General features: G+C 63.8%; 16 protein-coding genes, 1 other RNA gene and 1 riboswitch. Of the genes, 4 read left to right on the top strand and 13 right to left on the bottom strand.

Annotated features, from left to right (window positions below):
- Positions 1–216: 216 nt before the first annotated feature.
- The 5 genes from leuS to B0T39_RS19680 all read right to left on the bottom strand — a co-directional run bounded on the left by leuS (position 217) and on the right by B0T39_RS19680 (position 5749).
- Complete coding sequence (gene leuS, locus B0T39_RS19660) at positions 217–2835, bottom strand: leucine--tRNA ligase (protein WP_081549610.1); 2619 nt, start codon at positions 2833–2835, stop codon at positions 217–219.
- A 192-nt stretch (positions 2836–3027) separates the two neighbouring features.
- Positions 3028–3417: a hypothetical protein gene (locus B0T39_RS19665; protein ID WP_141111317.1), complete on the bottom strand. Its 390-nt coding sequence runs from the start codon at positions 3415–3417 to the stop codon at positions 3028–3030.
- A 71-nt stretch (positions 3418–3488) separates the two neighbouring features.
- Positions 3489–4442, bottom strand: a complete 954-nt coding sequence (gene pip / locus B0T39_RS19670) for a prolyl aminopeptidase (protein ID WP_081549614.1) — start codon at positions 4440–4442, stop codon at positions 3489–3491.
- Positions 4443–4481: 39 nt separating this feature from the next.
- Positions 4482–5291: a sulfite exporter TauE/SafE family protein gene (locus tag B0T39_RS19675; RefSeq protein ID WP_081549616.1), complete on the bottom strand. Its 810-nt coding sequence runs from the start codon at positions 5289–5291 to the stop codon at positions 4482–4484.
- Positions 5285–5749 carry an EVE domain-containing protein gene (locus B0T39_RS19680; protein ID WP_081549618.1) on the bottom strand — a complete coding sequence of 155 codons (465 nt, stop codon included), beginning with the start codon at positions 5747–5749 and terminating at the stop codon, positions 5285–5287. The genes B0T39_RS19675 and B0T39_RS19680 overlap by 7 nt, the downstream gene beginning before the upstream one ends.
- A gap of 128 nt (positions 5750–5877) precedes the next feature.
- Here B0T39_RS19680 and B0T39_RS25720 point away from each other — a divergent pair, with 128 nt between their 5' ends.
- Positions 5878–6051, top strand: a complete 174-nt coding sequence (locus B0T39_RS25720; protein WP_162835138.1) for a hypothetical protein — start codon at positions 5878–5880, stop codon at positions 6049–6051.
- Positions 6052–6055: 4 nt separating this feature from the next.
- On the opposite strand, the gene B0T39_RS19685 is transcribed toward B0T39_RS25720, so the two are convergent.
- From B0T39_RS19685 to B0T39_RS19720, 8 genes are all read right to left on the bottom strand, one after another.
- On the bottom strand, positions 6056–6388 hold the full coding sequence (locus B0T39_RS19685) for a DUF1294 domain-containing protein (RefSeq protein ID WP_081549620.1): 333 nt from the start codon (positions 6386–6388) through the stop codon (positions 6056–6058).
- On the bottom strand, positions 6379–7005 hold the full coding sequence (locus tag B0T39_RS19690; protein ID WP_081549622.1) for a 5-formyltetrahydrofolate cyclo-ligase: 627 nt from the start codon (positions 7003–7005) through the stop codon (positions 6379–6381). The genes B0T39_RS19685 and B0T39_RS19690 overlap by 10 nt, the downstream gene beginning before the upstream one ends.
- Before the next feature lie 10 nt (positions 7006–7015).
- Positions 7016–7199, bottom strand: a non-coding RNA gene (gene ssrS / locus B0T39_RS19695) — 6S RNA.
- 31 nt (positions 7200–7230) lie between these two features.
- Positions 7231–7542 carry a cell division protein ZapA gene (locus B0T39_RS19700; RefSeq protein WP_019101793.1) on the bottom strand — a complete coding sequence of 104 codons (312 nt, stop codon included), beginning with the start codon at positions 7540–7542 and terminating at the stop codon, positions 7231–7233.
- Entirely contained in the window at positions 7539–7748 is a 210-nt protein-coding gene (locus B0T39_RS19705) for a hypothetical protein (RefSeq protein WP_019101794.1), read from the bottom strand. Before B0T39_RS19705 ends, B0T39_RS19700 begins: the two co-directional genes overlap by 4 nt.
- A 21-nt stretch (positions 7749–7769) precedes the next feature.
- Positions 7770–8642, bottom strand: a complete 873-nt coding sequence (locus B0T39_RS19710) for a cobalamin-binding protein (protein WP_081549624.1) — start codon at positions 8640–8642, stop codon at positions 7770–7772.
- Positions 8639–9172, bottom strand: coding sequence for a bifunctional adenosylcobinamide kinase/adenosylcobinamide-phosphate guanylyltransferase (cobU, locus tag B0T39_RS19715; RefSeq protein ID WP_081549626.1), 534 nt, complete (start codon positions 9170–9172; stop codon positions 8639–8641). The genes B0T39_RS19710 and cobU overlap by 4 nt, the downstream gene beginning before the upstream one ends.
- A gap of 12 nt (positions 9173–9184) precedes the next feature.
- Positions 9185–11035 (bottom strand): TonB-dependent receptor domain-containing protein, encoded by a 1851-nt coding sequence (locus tag B0T39_RS19720; RefSeq protein ID WP_176219610.1) that lies wholly within the window; start codon positions 11033–11035, stop codon positions 9185–9187.
- Positions 11036–11216: 181 nt separating this feature from the next.
- A riboswitch (cobalamin riboswitch) is annotated at positions 11217–11460 on the bottom strand.
- A 149-nt stretch (positions 11461–11609) separates the two neighbouring features.
- On the opposite strand from B0T39_RS19720, the gene cobT reads away from it, so the two are divergent.
- The 3 genes from cobT to cobS are packed head-to-tail and all read left to right on the top strand — an operon-like array spanning position 11610 to position 13968.
- The gene (gene cobT / locus B0T39_RS19725; RefSeq protein WP_081549630.1) at positions 11610–12653 is read left to right on the top strand and encodes a nicotinate-nucleotide--dimethylbenzimidazole phosphoribosyltransferase; all 1044 of its coding nucleotides are present in this window, start codon (positions 11610–11612) and stop codon (positions 12651–12653) included.
- A complete protein-coding gene (locus B0T39_RS19730) occupies positions 12650–13252 on the top strand; it encodes a histidine phosphatase family protein (protein ID WP_081549632.1) in 603 nt (200 codons plus the stop codon). The genes cobT and B0T39_RS19730 overlap by 4 nt, the downstream gene beginning before the upstream one ends.
- Positions 13240–13968: an adenosylcobinamide-GDP ribazoletransferase gene (gene cobS, locus B0T39_RS19735; protein ID WP_081549634.1), complete on the top strand. Its 729-nt coding sequence runs from the start codon at positions 13240–13242 to the stop codon at positions 13966–13968. Before B0T39_RS19730 ends, cobS begins: the two co-directional genes overlap by 13 nt.
- The last annotated feature ends 20 nt before the right edge of the window (positions 13969–13988 follow it).

Genomic DNA, 13988 nt, shown 5'->3' on the forward strand with positions numbered 1-13988 from the left:
GCGGTGCCGCCGCCGTCGAAATACAGCGAGGCGAACGGCAGCGGCTTCATCGGGCCGCCCAGGCCGCGCAGGTGAAAGCCGCAGGCGCTCAGCGTGACGGCCAGCAGCGCCAGCCACAACCATTGCAGGGAAAGTCTCATTCACGATTCCTTATCGGGAAACAATGCTGGCCCGGTCCGGCGCGCAGGCCGCGCCCAGGACCGGAGCCACGTCGGTTTACACCACGATGTTGACCAGGCGGCCCGGCACCACGATGATTTTCTTGGCCGGCTTGCCTTCCATGAACTTCTGCACGTTTTCATGCGCCAGCGCCGCGGCTTCGATCACCTCCTTGGCCGCGTCCGCGGCCACGGTGACGCTGCCGCGCAGCTTGCCGCCCACCTGCACCATCAGTTCGATCTCGCTCTTGATCAGCGCGCTCTCGTCCACTTTCGGCCAGGCTTGTTGCAGCAGTTCGCTGCCCGGGCGCAAGGCGCTCCACAACGCGTCGCAGATATGCGGCACGATGGGGGACAGCAGCAGCACTACGGTTTCCAGCGTTTCCTGCGCCACCGCGCGGCCGGCGTTGCCGGAGGTGTCGGTCTTGTCGTAGGTGTTCAGCAGTTCCATCACCGCGGCGATGGCGGTGTTGAATTGCTGGCGGCGACCGTAGTCGTCGGCCACTTTCTGGATGGTGGCGTGCAGCTTGAAGCGCAGATCCTTCAGGCCGGCGGACAGTTCGCCGCCGCTGTAGGCCGGCGCCAGGCCGGCGGCTACATGCTCGTTAGTCACTTTCCACAAGCGCTTGAGAAAGCGGAACGCGCCTTCCACGCCGGCGTCCGACCATTCCAGGCTCTGTTCCGGCGGCGCGGCGAACATCATGAACAAGCGGGCGGTGTCCGCGCCGTAGTTTTCAATGAATTCCTGCGGGTCCACGCCGTTGTTCTTGGACTTGGACATCTTCTCGATGCCGCCCACCACCACCGGCAGGCCGTCAACGCGATGCTTGGCAGCCACGATCTTGCCCTTGGCGTCGCGCTCCAGCACCACGTCCTGCGGCGCGATCCAATCGGTGGCGCCGTTGGGCAGTTCGCGGTAGAAGGTTTCGCACACCACCATGCCCTGGGTCAGCAGGCTCTTGAACGGCTCGTCGCTGGACACCAGGCCTTCGTCGCGCATCAGCTTGTGGAAGAAGCGCGCGTACAGCAGGTGCAAGATGGCGTGTTCGATGCCGCCCACGTACTGGTCCACTTGCAACCAGTAGTCAGCCGCCTTCTTGTCCACCATCGCGGTGTCGCACTTGGGCGAGGCGTAGCGCGCGTAGTACCAGCTGGACTCGACGAAGGTGTCCATGGTGTCGGTTTCGCGCTTGGCCGCGCCGCCGCATTTCGGGCAGCTGGTTTCGTAGAATTCAGGCATCTTGGCCAGCGGGGAGCCGGCGCCGTCCGGAATCACGTTCTCCGGCAGCGTCACCGGCAAGTCTTTTTCCGGCACCGGCACATCGCCGCAGCTCTGGCAGTGAATGATGGGGATAGGGCAGCCCCAGTAGCGCTGACGCGAAATGCCCCAGTCGCGCAGACGGTACTGGGTTTTCTTCTGGCCGGCGGCCTTGGCTTCCAGATCGCCGACGATGGCGTCGAAGGCGGCGGCGAAGTTCAGACCGTCGTATTTGCCGCTGCCCACGGTGCGGATGCTGTCGTCCTTGGCCGCGTACCAGTCCTGCCAAACGGCGGCGTCGAAGTTGTCGTCGCCGCTGGCCGGCGCGTAGACCTGCTGGATCGGCAGCTGGTATTTGTTGGCGAACTCGAAGTCGCGCTCGTCATGCGCCGGCACCGCCATCACCGCGCCTTCGCCGTAGCCCCACAGCACGTAGTTGGCTACCCATACCGGCAGCTTGGCGCCGGTCAGCGGGTGGACGACGAACAGACCGGTGTCCATGCCCTTCTTTTCCATCTTGGCCACGTCGGCCTCGGCCACGGAGCCGGCCTTGCATTCGGCGATGAAGGCTTGCAGCTCCGGCTTGCCCGCCGCGGCCTGAGTGGCCAGCGGGTGTTCTGCGGCCACGGCCACATAGGTGGCGCCCATCAAGGTGTCCGGACGGGTGGTGTAGACCTTGAGTTGGCCTGCATGGCCGATGCTGGCTTCATCGTAGGCGAAGGCCACGTCGGAGCCGAAGCTCTTGCCTATCCAGTTGCGCTGCATGGTCTTGACCTGTTCCGGCCAGCCGTCCAGCTTGTCCAGATCCGCCAGCAGCTGCTCGGCGTAGTCGGTAATGCGGAAGTAGTACATCGGGATTTCGCGCTTTTCCACCAGCGCGCCGGAGCGCCAGCCGCGGCCGTCCACTACTTGTTCGTTGGCCAGCACGGTCTGATCCACCGGGTCCCAGTTGACCACGCCGTTTTTCTTATAGATCACGCCTTTTTCAAACAAACGCGTAAACAGCCACTGCTCCCAGCGATAGTAGTCCGGCTTGCAGGTGGCCAGCTCGCGCTCCCAGTCCAGCGCGAAACCCAGGCTGTCCAGTTGCTGCTTCATATACTCGATGTTGGCATAGGTCCAGGCAGCCGGCGCGCCGCCATTTTTCATCGCGGCGTTCTCGGCCGGCAGGCCGAAGGCGTCCCAGCCCATCGGCTGCAGCACGTTGAAGCCTTGCAGGCGCTTGAAACGGGCCAGCACGTCGGTGATGGTGTAGTTGCGCACATGGCCCATGTGCAGCTTGCCGGACGGATACGGGAACATCGACAAGGCGTAGTACTTGGGACGCGACGCGTCTTCCACGGCTTTGAAGGCGGCAGTCTTCTGCCATTTCTGCTGGGCGGCGGCTTCAACCGCGCGCGGACTGTATTGTTCTTGCATGGCGATCTTTGTCTGGACTCTGAAATTCAAAAGGCGGAAATACAAAAGGCGGGCTGCCCGGAGGCGCTAGTGATGAGTCGCGCTCCGGATAGCCCGTCCGCAAAAAGGTTGCCCCCATTATAACGGCGTCTTCGCTCCCGCGATAAGACCCCAAAAAAACAAATGCTTGGCCGGCTACTCAGCCTAGCGCAATCACGGGCAGAGCTTGACGCCCCAACCTTTGCGGCCGCGCCAGCAGGAGAAGTCCTCCTTCACTGCGCGTATGGTCCAAACATTGTCCTCGCGGCTAAGCTGGAAGCGCTGGCGCGTGCCCTTGACGCTGTCGTCCATCAGGCCTTCGCGCAGCAAGGCGATGCTGGCTTTGTCGAACGCTTCCGGCTGGCTGATCTGTATCACTTTCAGGCTGCGGTATTCGAACTGACCGTCCTCGCCCAGGCGGTTCTTGGCAAAGCGCAGCACCACCTCAAGCGGCAGTTCGCCCGGCTGGCCGGCAAACGGTAAGCGCGCTTCATCGCTGTAGGCGGAGGCGGCGGCGGGGATCGCGGCCAAGGCGGCCACGGCGCAGAGCATTATTGCTTTCATGTCCATCCTTGTATCCGGTTGGAGTGGAAAGCTGGGTTCGACCCTCCCCGCGGTTGATTAGTTGCCCAGGTTCAAACCCGGCCGGCCAGATGGGCGTCGCGGAAACGCTCCAGTTGCCGCAGCAGCGCGTCCAGGATGTCCGGCTCCCACAGAGAATGGCCGGCGGCTTCCACCAGTTCGTAGTGGGCTTGAGGCCAGGCCTGGACCAGCCGCAGCGCGGTGATCGGCGGGCAGACGACGTCGTAACGGCCTTGCACGATGGCGGCGGGGATATGGCGAATGCGCGCCAGCCCGGCCAGCAAGGCGCCCTCCGGCAGAAAAACGCGGTTGAAGAAGTAATGGGCCTCCAGCCGCGCCAGCGACAACGCCACGTATTCGCTGCTGGCGCGTTCGGCGGCGTCGGCGTTGGGGCGCAGCGCGACGCAAGCGCCCTCGTAACGCCCCCAGGCGCGACAAGCCGGCAGGTGCACCGCCGGGTCGGGATCGGTCAGGCGCCGGTAGTACGCGGCCAGCAAATCGCCGCGTTCGGCCTCTGGGATAGGCGCGACGAAACGCTGCCATTCTTCGGGAAAGAACTGGCCCATGCCGTGCAGGAACCAGTCGATCTCGCTGCGCTCGCCCAGGAAAATGCCGCGCAGGATCAGGCCGCTGACGCGTTCCGGATGCGCCTGGGCGTAAGCCAGCGCCAGCGTGCTGCCCCAGGAGCCTCCGAACACCAGCCAACGCTCAATGCCCAGGTGCTCGCGCAGCCGTTCGATGTCCGCCACCAGATGGGCGGTGCTGTTGTCGCGCAGCTCGCCGCGCGGCGTCGAACGGCCGCTGCCGCGCTGATCGAACAGCACCGCGCGGTAAAAGCCGGGGTCGAACAGCTGGCGGCAGGCCGGCACGCAGCCGTCGCCCGGCCCGCCGTGAAGATAGAGCGCCGGATAGCCCTGTGGCAAACCGCATTGCTCCCAGTACATCGCATGCAAGCCGTCCAGCGGCAACATGCCGCTGGCGAACGGTGCTATCGGCGGATACAACATGGCCTCTCCATCGGGGGAACAAGGGAAAACGCGCCGCGCTCAACCTCGCAGCAGGTTGTATAGCATCTCGCTGGCCATCGCCGTCATCAAGGCGGCGAACACCTGCTTCAAGCGGGCCACCGGCAGCTTGTGCGCGGCGCGCGCGCCCAAGGGGGCCATCAACACCGTCATCAGCATCAGCGCCAGCATGGCCGGCAGGTAGACGAAGCCCAAGGCGCCGGCCGGCAAGCCGGCAGCACCCCAGCCGCTATAAAGGTAGCCGACGGCGCCGGATACGGCGATGGGCCAGCCCAGCGCCGCGCTGGTGGCGATGGCGGTGTGCACCGGCACATTGCACCAGCTCATGAAAGGCACGCTCATTGAGCCGCCGCCTATGCCCACCCAGCTGGAGATCATGCCGATCAGCCCGCCGGCGCCCCATTGCCCGGCCTGACCAGGCATTCCGCGGCTGGCTTGCGGCTTGAGGTTGAAGAACATCTGCACGGCGACCAGGTAGGCATAGCCGACGAAGAACCATTTCAGCGCCAGCCCGGAGATCGCGCCGGCCACCAGGCTGCCCAGCAAGGTGCCGACCACCATCGCCGGCGCCATCGCCCTCACGATGCGCCAATCCACCGCGCCCTTCTTATGGTGAGCGCGTACGCTGGACAGGCTGGTAAACACCATGACCGCCAGCGAAGTGCCCACCGCCAAATGTTGGGCATGATCGCCGCCCAACTGCGCGGCGGACAAAACGCCCAAAACCACCGGCACGATGACCAAGCCACCGCCGACGCCGAGCAATCCGGCCAGGAAGCCGGCCACCGCGCCGCAGGCCAGCAGCGTCAGAATCAGCGGAACGCTCAGCATGCCAGCAACTGTTCAGTAATGTAGCGCCATTCGTCCTCGCTCAGCGGGGTGATGGACAGCCGATTGCCGCGCTTGAGCACCGTCATTTCCGCTAGAGGCGGGTGTTGACGCAGCTCCGCTGGCGACAGCAGCCGAGTCTTGCGCAGGAAGCGCACGTCCACCGCCAGCCAACGCGGCGCGTCGGGAGAAGACTTGGGGTCGTAGTAAGGGCTTTCCGGATCAAACTGACTGGAGTCCGGATGAGCGGCGGCGGCGATTTCCGCCAGGCCCGCCACCCCCGGCTCCGGGCAGGACGAATGCCAGAACAGCAGCCGGTCCCCCTCTTGCATGCCGTCGCGCATGAAATTGCGCGCCTGGTAATTGCGCACGCCGGTCCACTCGAACAAGCGTTCGGGCTCGGCGGCGAGATCGTCGATCGAAGTATCGTCCGGTTCGGACTTCATCAGCCAGTATCGCATGGGCAATGTCTGTTAATTAGTCAGGGAAAGGGTTAACGCTTGCTCAATCTTACTGGAAAGATTGCCGTTTATGCTGACATCGGCATCCCAAGGGGATATAGCGATAACTGAAGAAAAGGATGAAGACGATGAATACCCGTGCCAAACAATGTCTGCTGGGACTGGCGCTGGCCGCCGGCTTAAGCGCTTGCGTAGTGGAGCCGCCCAGGGTGGCGGTCAGGCCGGTGGTGGTCAGGCCGGCCCCGGTGGTGGTGACGCCGGTTTACGGCTATTACTACGGCGGCCGCCACGACTGGCGCTGATCGCTCAGTTTGCCCGCAGGTACAACCAGCCGCTCAGCGCGGCCAGATTCAAGGCCGCGCCGCACCAGAACAGCAGCCGGAACGGCTGCTTGACGGTTTTATGGCGGAACAGCCTGCGCGCCATCAGCCCGCCGGGCCAGCCGCACAACACGCCCAGCCACAGCAACCTGGCTTCAGGCGTACGCGGCCCGCCGCGCTCCGCCGCCCGCTTGTCCCGCCAGTACAAAACGAAGCACAGCAGGCTCAGGCTCAAATACAACCACGTCACTGCCCATTCCAAACGCCCCAGCAGGGCCAAGGCCGGCAAAACGGCCAGGAAGACAACGGCTAGCGGCATAAGGGGCTCAAGGGCAGCCGGCGCAGGCCGGATTCGGTCAACAAATAATCGAGCCGGACGTCCCACGCTTCGCGCGGCACGCACTCGACGCGCTGGCAATCGTAGGCCACGCCCACCAGCAAGGGTTTGCCGAACTGACGCGCGCGTTGGCGGAAGGCCAGCGTGGTGTCGTAAAAGCCTCCGCCCTGGCCCATGCGATAGCCATCGTCGTCAATGGCCAGCAGCGGCACGAACAACACGTCCAGCCGTTCGGCGCGCAGCGCCGGGCCGTCGTATTCGGCGATTCGATAACGCGGATGCAGATACCAGCGGTCCGCCGCGCCCAAACGGCTGAACCATAGCCGGCGGCCACGCCGCGGGATCTGCGGCAGATAGACTTCCGCGCCGCGCCACAGCGCTGCGCTCATCAGGACTTCCAGATTCAGCTCCGAGCCGGCGGCCAGATAAGCGCCCACGCGCTTGCCGCGCTTGAGCAGCCGCGAGGCGTGACGCGCGATCGCCCGCATTGCCTGCAAGCGATAGCTAGTGCTCAGCGCCTGGCGCGCACGGCGAATCCGCCTGCGCAATGCGGGCTTGTCTAGGGAAACCGGATCGGAAACAAAGGAAAGTGCGGTCATGGCAGAGGGGGGAGCCCCCGCGAGTGTCGTTCGGGCAAAATTCGCTTGTACCCTGTTTCCAGGGAGGGCCGCCTGCCAGTCATTTCGGGCGCATCCTCAAGAGGACGCGGCACGCCCATGACTCACGCTGGCAGCCTGAAGCGAACGCATTGGTACAAAGGAATTGTGTGCCTTCACAAACACCGCAGGGGGTACTGACCTTGGTGTTCGCCAGCTGCTCTGCGTTTAAAACAGCGCTTGCTGGCTTTCGCGAAGCGCTTGGTCGGCGGCTTCGCTCATACTGCGTATTTTACGCTGAAACGCCGCCATCTCCAAGCCCTCTCCCACTTTTGTCTTCAACAAATCGTGGGCGATGTTCAGCGCGGCCATGATGGCGATCTTGTCGGCGTCCATTACCTTGCCGTGCTGCTGAATCATTTCGATCTTGCCGGCCAGCAAGCGCACCGCCTCTTGCAACGTTTCCTTTTCTTCCGCCGGGGTGCCGATGGTGAAGGAACGCCCCAGCAGTTCGATTTCAACCTGAGCCACGTCGCTCATTCTGCATCCTCCGACGCCTTGGGCAGGCGCTCGACCAGAGCCGCCACCCGCGCGCGGGTTTCGTTGACTTTGAAGTTCAGCTCCGCATTGTCGCGCAGCGCTTCGGACAGCGCTTCGGCAAAACGGCCGTTTTGTGTTTCAAGTTCGCGAATGCGCGCCACCAACGCCGTCACCCGCGACTCGAGATATTCCAGTTCCTTGTCCATGGCGGCGAGGATAGCCGGCGCTCACTTGGCCGTCAAACCCAGCCGCTGCCGCGCTGTGTCCAGCGCGAGACACAAGGCCTCCGCGCCATCCACCAGCCGCGGACCGGGCACGACCATGGCGTCGCCCGGCAGGGCGAACAGCGCGTTTTTGGCCACCGCCGGCAGCGTTTGCCAACGACGCCACATCCGCAGGCTGGCTTCGTCTCCGGCCAGAATCGCCTGCGGACGCGCCGCCACCACAGTGGCGGCGGACACTTGCGGCGCCGGTTGCCGGACATCGCCAAACACATTGACGCCGCCGCACAGGCGAATCAACGGCCCCATGAAGCTTTGGTCGCTGACGGTGAAGATGGGCGTCTGGCTGACTTGGTAGAACACCCTCACCGGCGCGCGCGCGCCGTAACGCTGGCGTAGGTCCGCCAAGCGCTGGCGATAGCCTGCCGCCGCCTTGGCGGAGCTCCCATCCGCGCCGGCCAGCCGCCCCAGCGCCAGCATTTCCTTGGCCACGTCGTCCGGCTGCAAAGGGTGACTCAGATAAACGGGAATGCCCAGGCCGCGCAAACGCTCCAGTTCACGCGGCGCGCCGCCGTCGCGCCAGGCCACCACCAGGTCCGGCCGCTGGCGCATGACTTCCTCCAGACTGAAGCCGGTGAAGCTGCCCACCCGCGGCAAGCGCTTGGCGGCGTCCGGGTGGTCGCTATACTCCACCGTGGCCACCAGCTTGTCGCCGGCGCCGATCGCGTACAACATTTCCGTGGCATGCGGCACCAGGGTCAAAATCCTTTGCGCCGGCTGAGCCAGCGTGATGGTCTGTCCGCTGCCGTCCTGAACGCTGACCGCCGCCGTCGCCGGCAGCGCGCTCAACAGCAGCGTCAAACCCAACAACCGTCTCATGCCTCGCCTTTCAACACCAGCGGCAAGCCGCAGGCCACCAATGTCACCCGCCGGCAAACCGCTGCCGCTTGCTGGTTCAAACGCCCCAACTCGTCAACGAAGCAACGAGTCTGGGCGCTGGCCGACACCACGCCCCAGCCGATTTCATTGCTGACCAGCAGCACCTCGCCCCTCGCCCGCTCTAGCGCAGCCAGCAGCGCGGCGCACTCCTGCTCGAAACCGGCTGCGTCGAAACCGCCGTCCTCGTCGAAAAAGCGCATCAACCACATGCCCAGGCAATCTATCAGCAGCAGGCCGCCAGCCACGTCGCGGTGGCACAGCTCATCAGCCAGCCCACGACCGGCCTCCGCCAGCGACCACTCAGCCGGACGCCGCCGGCGATGGTGCTCGACGCGGGCGGCGAACTCGGCGTCGCCGCCGCGCAGCTCCGCCGTGGCCAGATAGCAAACCGGGCCGGGATGAGCCAGGGCCAGGGATTCGGCGTAGCGGCTCTTGCCGCTGCGCGCGCCGCCGGTGATTAGGTGAGTCATGGGGATGATTCCTTACTGACTGAAACGAACCCCAAGGAAAACACCCAGTCCGCCGGTGTTGTACCCATAAGCGGTTTCATATTCACGATTGAACAGATTGTCCGCTCGAGCCGTGGCAGTCCAATTTTTGGCAAAACGATAATTGGCAAAAATATTGGTCACGCCGTAACCATGCAGCGCTTTGGCCTCCGAATTAGTCGCATCTCCTGCTCGACGCGACGCGACTTGCTGCTCCGCTCCCAGCGTCCATTTTTCCCACTGCTTGGCGGCGGAGACGCTGGCACTCTGGCGCGGCCGATTTGCCAACCAATTGCCTGTCTTATCGTCTCGCGCATCCATCAACGTCAAGTTACCTTGCCAATCGATACTGAGCCATTGGGCCGCCGCCTCCAATGACAGCCCCCGGATCGTTGCGCGATCCACATTACTCGGGCGCCATGAATTGAAATCCGTGGGGTCGGTTTGCGCCCACTGAATCAACTGCTCCACTTTGTTCTGAAATAAGGTCAAGCTAGCCGAACGGCCATCTTTTCGGTATTGCAGGGCCAATTCTGTATTCTTTGAACTCTCCGGCTTTAGATTGGGGTTGCCACTGCCCGGATAGTACAGATCGTTAAAGGACGGTGCTTTATACCCTGTGCCATAACCTACACGCGCCAACCAAGCATCAGCGAAACGATAGCCGTAACCGGCTTTTCCAGTTGTCTTCCCTCCAAATTGATCATCATGATCGTTTCGAAGGCTGGCTTGGAGAAGATGTTTGCCCAACTCCAACTGGTAGCTCACGAATCCGGCATTGGTGGTGCGGGTGTTTTTGGTATAGATACCATCGCTAGCGATTTTCTGGTCCAAATGGGACGTGCCCAGAATAAAAACGCCAATCTTGGTATTCAGATCATTCTGCCACTGCCATTCGTTCTGCGTAGTCTGGAAAAAGCTGGCGCGGCGATCGAAATCATCGTTATGGAACTCCTCGGACTTGTCTTGACTGCGAGCAAAACGCAAAGTGCTTGTCCAGACGTCATTGAAACGATTTTTTGATTCAACGCTCTGTCCGGTCAGGCGCGACTTGGAGCGATCTTGCCCCTTCCACGCATTGGTATAGTCAATGTCAGTCTCAGCGAAGGTCTGGAATAGACGCACGGTCAAGTCATGGCCAGGCAACAAGGTCTGCGTCAAGCTAGCGGTGTAACTATCATTGCGATACCCGTCGTTATCCGGGTTGTAGTAACCCGTATTGCGTGGATTGGTCGCCGAAAAACCATCAGATTGAGCATGCGACAACTGCAGGCTATAAGCGGTATTTCCCGACTTCCCCGCTACACCGGCGCTTAGCTTGCCAGTACCTCGACTGCCAAATTCCGCCCCTGCGTTCCAGCGCGGCTCACCCTCGCCTTTCCGAGTGAAAATCTGAATCACCCCGCCGATTGCATCGGCACCGTATAAGCTGGACGCGGGTCCCCGCAGAATTTCAATTCGCTCGATCTGCGCCAAGGGAATATTCTGGATCATCGTAGTGCCAAGCGTTGCGGAGTAAATCCGCACACCGTCCACCAGCACCACCGTATGACTATCCTTGTTGCCGCGGATATAGATGCTGCTGGCGCTGCCAGGGCCCCCGTTGCTGGCAATCGAGATAGCCGCCTGGCGCGACAGCACTTGCTGCAGAGTTTGCGCTCCGCTTTCTTCGATTTCCTCGCGCGTGACCACAGTAGCATCGGCCAGTGTACGCGACAGCGGTTGCGCAACTCGGCTCGCCGTCACCACCACCGGATCGCCGGCAAACTCGGGCACATTGGCGGCGTAGGCCTGGCCGGCGCAAGCTAGCGAGACCAGCAACGCGCATTGTTGGGGCTTGAACATGAAACACACTCCACTTTTATGATCTGGCCGCCGTGGCGGCATTGATAGGGAGAGTGCGAAGAAGGCATGAAAAGGGGGACGCCACGGCAGAGCGCCGGGCCGTCTGTCGGATCGCCTCCCCGCGATACTCCAGTGCGGTCGCCTTCCGGGCGGCCATTGCGCGCGCGAGTGTTGTTTCCATGATCGCGCATGCCAGCAGGCCGGTCTCCGGGCTGGGCCTTGGGGCGATGCGCCTTCCCATCCCATGGACAGTGGCAGTTGCATCGCCTGGGCGTTTAGCCTCAAAAGCTCGCGAGTCAACGCGACGCTGTTGAACAGCTCCTACACGCCAGGCCTTACCGTTGCGGGGGCAGCGCCGGTTTCTCACCGGCTTCCCGTTTCATCCGCGACATTGAGACGCGGACACCTGCTAGGCTCTGGATTATACCGGAGAGCATCCCGACGGGATGGTGCCAAAAGAAATATGTTTAGTTAGGATCAAATTGTCCATCGACTGCGGGTTGCCCCCGTGCAGGGCTATCGCTTAAAGTCGCCGCTGAATCACTCTCTCACCCAGGCTGGAGCTGGCCATCTCATGACATTCACCGACACCTTTCGCTCACCCGACTTCGCCGCCTATCAAGCCGCCCGCGCCCGCCAGGCCACACTGACCAAGCCGGCGGGCAGCCTGGGCAGGCTGGAAGAGCTGGCCTGCCGCTTCGCCGCCTGGCAGGGCAAGACCTGCCCGGACGCGCTGCGGCCGGCCATCACGGTGTTCGCCGGCGATCACGGCGTGACGGCGGAAGGCGTGTCCGCCTATCCATCGGTGGTCACCGGCGAGATGGTGCGCAATTTTGCCAATGGCGGCGCGGCCATCTGCGTGCTGGCGCAAAGTCTGGACGCGCGCTTGGAGGTGGTGGACGCCGGTGTGCTCAGCGACGTCTCCGCGCTGCCCATCGTCCATGCAAAAGTGCGGGCCGGCACCGGCAATCTGGCCAGGGAAGCCGCGATGACGCCGGCGCAGGCGGAGGCCGCGCTGGAAGTGGGCCGCCAGGCCGCGCGCCGCGCCTTGGCCAGCGGCGCCAATCTGCTGATCGCCGGCGACATGGGCATAGGCAACACCACCGCGTCCGCCACGCTGATCTGCCGGCTCGCCGGCTTGTCGCCGGAACGCATCGTCGGCCGCGGCACCGGCCTGAACGAGGCCGGCCTGGAAACCAAGCGCCAAGTGGTGCGCGTCGCGCTGGCCCGCGTCGCCAGTCGCGAATTGTCCGCCCTGGAAACCCTCGCCGAGCTGGGCGGCCTGGAAATCGCCGCCATGGCCGGCTTCTATCTGGAAAGCGCCGCACAAGGCGCGCCGGCGCTGGTGGACGGCTTCATTGCCAGCGCCGCCGCGCTGTGCGCGCTGGCGCTGGAGCCGCGCATGGGGGATTGGTTGCTGGCCAGTCACCGCTCGGAGGAAACCGGCCATCTGTTGGCGCTACACGCGCTGAAGCTGGAGCCGGTGCTGGATCTGGGCATGCATCTGGGCGAAGGCTCCGGCGCTGCGCTGTGCGTGCCCTTGCTGCAAATGGCCATCCGCCTGCACAACGAGATGGCCACCTTCGCCGAGGCGGGCATCACCGGAAAAGCGGAATGAACCCCTACACGCTGACCCTGCTGCGCCACGGCGAAATCGACCATGACGGCCGCTTGATCGGCAGCAGCGATTTGCCACTGAACGCCACGGGGCACGTACAAATGGCGCAAAGCTGGCAGCGCATTTGCGCGCTGGCGCCGGTAACGGCGATGGCCAGTTCGCCCTTGCAGCGCTGTCGCGAGTTCTCGGTCCGGCACGCCTTGCATGGCTCGCTGACGCTGAAAGTGGACCCGCGGTTCGCTGAAATGGACTTCGGCGACTGGGACGGCATGGACGTACAGGTTCTGGCGCAACGCTATCCGGACTGGCGCGCCAAGCTGGCCGCCGGCGAACTGACGCCTCCCGGCGGCGAGCCCTACGAAGCTTTCCGCACTCGGGTGCTGACCGGCCTGTCCGAATGGATGACCACGGCCAACGGCAGCCACCGGGTGCTCGTCACCCACGGCGGCGTCATCACCACCTTGCTGGCGGAGCTGCTTGGCGCGGACTTCTCGGTGGCCAAGCTGATGACGGTGCAACGCGGCGGCTTTGCCCAATTATCCATTCTAGAAGGGCACCCAGCCTATCTGATGCGTCTGGAAGCCCCGTGCGCGGACTGATTCTGGCGCTGCAATTCCTGACCCGCCTCCCCACGCCCCAGCTACGCGAATTCAAGCAGGAATGGCTGGCCGACAGCGCGCGCTGGTTCGCCGCGGTGGGCCTGATCGTCGGCGCGCTGCTGCTGGCGGCGCTAAGCCTGGGCCGCCTGAGCGATCCCTGGCTGGCGGCGCTGTTGGCGCTGTTGATGTGGACCTGGGTCACCGGCGGCCTGCACCTGGACGGTTTGGGCGATCTCGCCGACGCGCTGGGCGCGGCGCACCGCTCGCGCGAGCGTTTCTTTGAAGTGCTGAAGGACCCTCACGTCGGCAGCTTCGGCGCTCTGGCCTTGATCCTGGCCATCGTCGCCAAACTGATCTTACTGATGCTGCTGGCCAAACAGCCGACGCCGGCGTGGGGCCTGCTGCTGATTCCCGCCTGGTGCCGCTGTTTCGCGCTGTATTGGTCCGCCAGCCTGCCGGCGATCGCGCCCGGCAGCGGCGAGCGCTTTGCCTGGCGCCGCCACTGGTCCAGCCTGGCCGTCAACGCGACGCTGCTGGCGGCGCTGTCCGCCTGGCTGGCTCCGCCTTTATTGCTGGCACCGCTGGCGGCCCTGGCTTGGCGTCGTTTCCTGTTGCGCAAGCTGGGCGGCATGACCGGCGATTGCCTGGGCGCGGGCATCGAGCTGTGCGAAATCGGCCTCTTGCTACTGCTGACGGTCCGCTGGCCAACGCTCTAGCTACGCTGTAAAGATTCCGC

Source organism: Chromobacterium haemolyticum (assembly GCF_002081825.1).
Lineage (GTDB): Bacteria > Pseudomonadota > Gammaproteobacteria > Burkholderiales > Chromobacteriaceae > Chromobacterium > Chromobacterium fluminis.

What these genes read in the sequence shown, in the direction of transcription:
- B0T39_RS19675 (WP_081549616.1), bottom strand. Translation starts at nt 5,291, where the DNA reads ATGCTGAGCGTTCCGCTGATTCTGACGCTGCTGGCCTGCGGCGCGGTG.
- cobU (WP_081549626.1), bottom strand. Translation starts at nt 9,172, where the DNA reads ATGACTCACCTAATCACCGGCGGCGCGCGCAGCGGCAAGAGCCGCTAC.
- B0T39_RS25720 (WP_162835138.1), top strand. Translation starts at nt 5,878, where the DNA reads ATGAATACCCGTGCCAAACAATGTCTGCTGGGACTGGCGCTGGCCGCC.
- B0T39_RS19685 (WP_081549620.1), bottom strand. Translation starts at nt 6,388, where the DNA reads ATGCCGCTAGCCGTTGTCTTCCTGGCCGTTTTGCCGGCCTTGGCCCTG.
- B0T39_RS19720 (WP_176219610.1), bottom strand. Translation starts at nt 11,035, where the DNA reads ATGTTCAAGCCCCAACAATGCGCGTTGCTGGTCTCGCTAGCTTGCGCC.
- B0T39_RS19690 (WP_081549622.1), bottom strand. Translation starts at nt 7,005, where the DNA reads ATGACCGCACTTTCCTTTGTTTCCGATCCGGTTTCCCTAGACAAGCCC.
- B0T39_RS19730 (WP_081549632.1), top strand. Translation starts at nt 12,650, where the DNA reads ATGAACCCCTACACGCTGACCCTGCTGCGCCACGGCGAAATCGACCAT.
- leuS (WP_081549610.1), bottom strand. Translation starts at nt 2,835, where the DNA reads ATGCAAGAACAATACAGTCCGCGCGCGGTTGAAGCCGCCGCCCAGCAG.
- pip (WP_081549614.1), bottom strand. Translation starts at nt 4,442, where the DNA reads ATGTTGTATCCGCCGATAGCACCGTTCGCCAGCGGCATGTTGCCGCTG.
- B0T39_RS19665 (WP_141111317.1), bottom strand. Translation starts at nt 3,417, where the DNA reads ATGAAAGCAATAATGCTCTGCGCCGTGGCCGCCTTGGCCGCGATCCCC.
- cobT (WP_081549630.1), top strand. Translation starts at nt 11,610, where the DNA reads ATGACATTCACCGACACCTTTCGCTCACCCGACTTCGCCGCCTATCAA.
- B0T39_RS19710 (WP_081549624.1), bottom strand. Translation starts at nt 8,642, where the DNA reads ATGAGACGGTTGTTGGGTTTGACGCTGCTGTTGAGCGCGCTGCCGGCG.
- B0T39_RS19680 (WP_081549618.1), bottom strand. Translation starts at nt 5,749, where the DNA reads ATGCGATACTGGCTGATGAAGTCCGAACCGGACGATACTTCGATCGAC.
- B0T39_RS19705 (WP_019101794.1), bottom strand. Translation starts at nt 7,748, where the DNA reads ATGGACAAGGAACTGGAATATCTCGAGTCGCGGGTGACGGCGTTGGTG.
- B0T39_RS19700 (WP_019101793.1), bottom strand. Translation starts at nt 7,542, where the DNA reads ATGAGCGACGTGGCTCAGGTTGAAATCGAACTGCTGGGGCGTTCCTTC.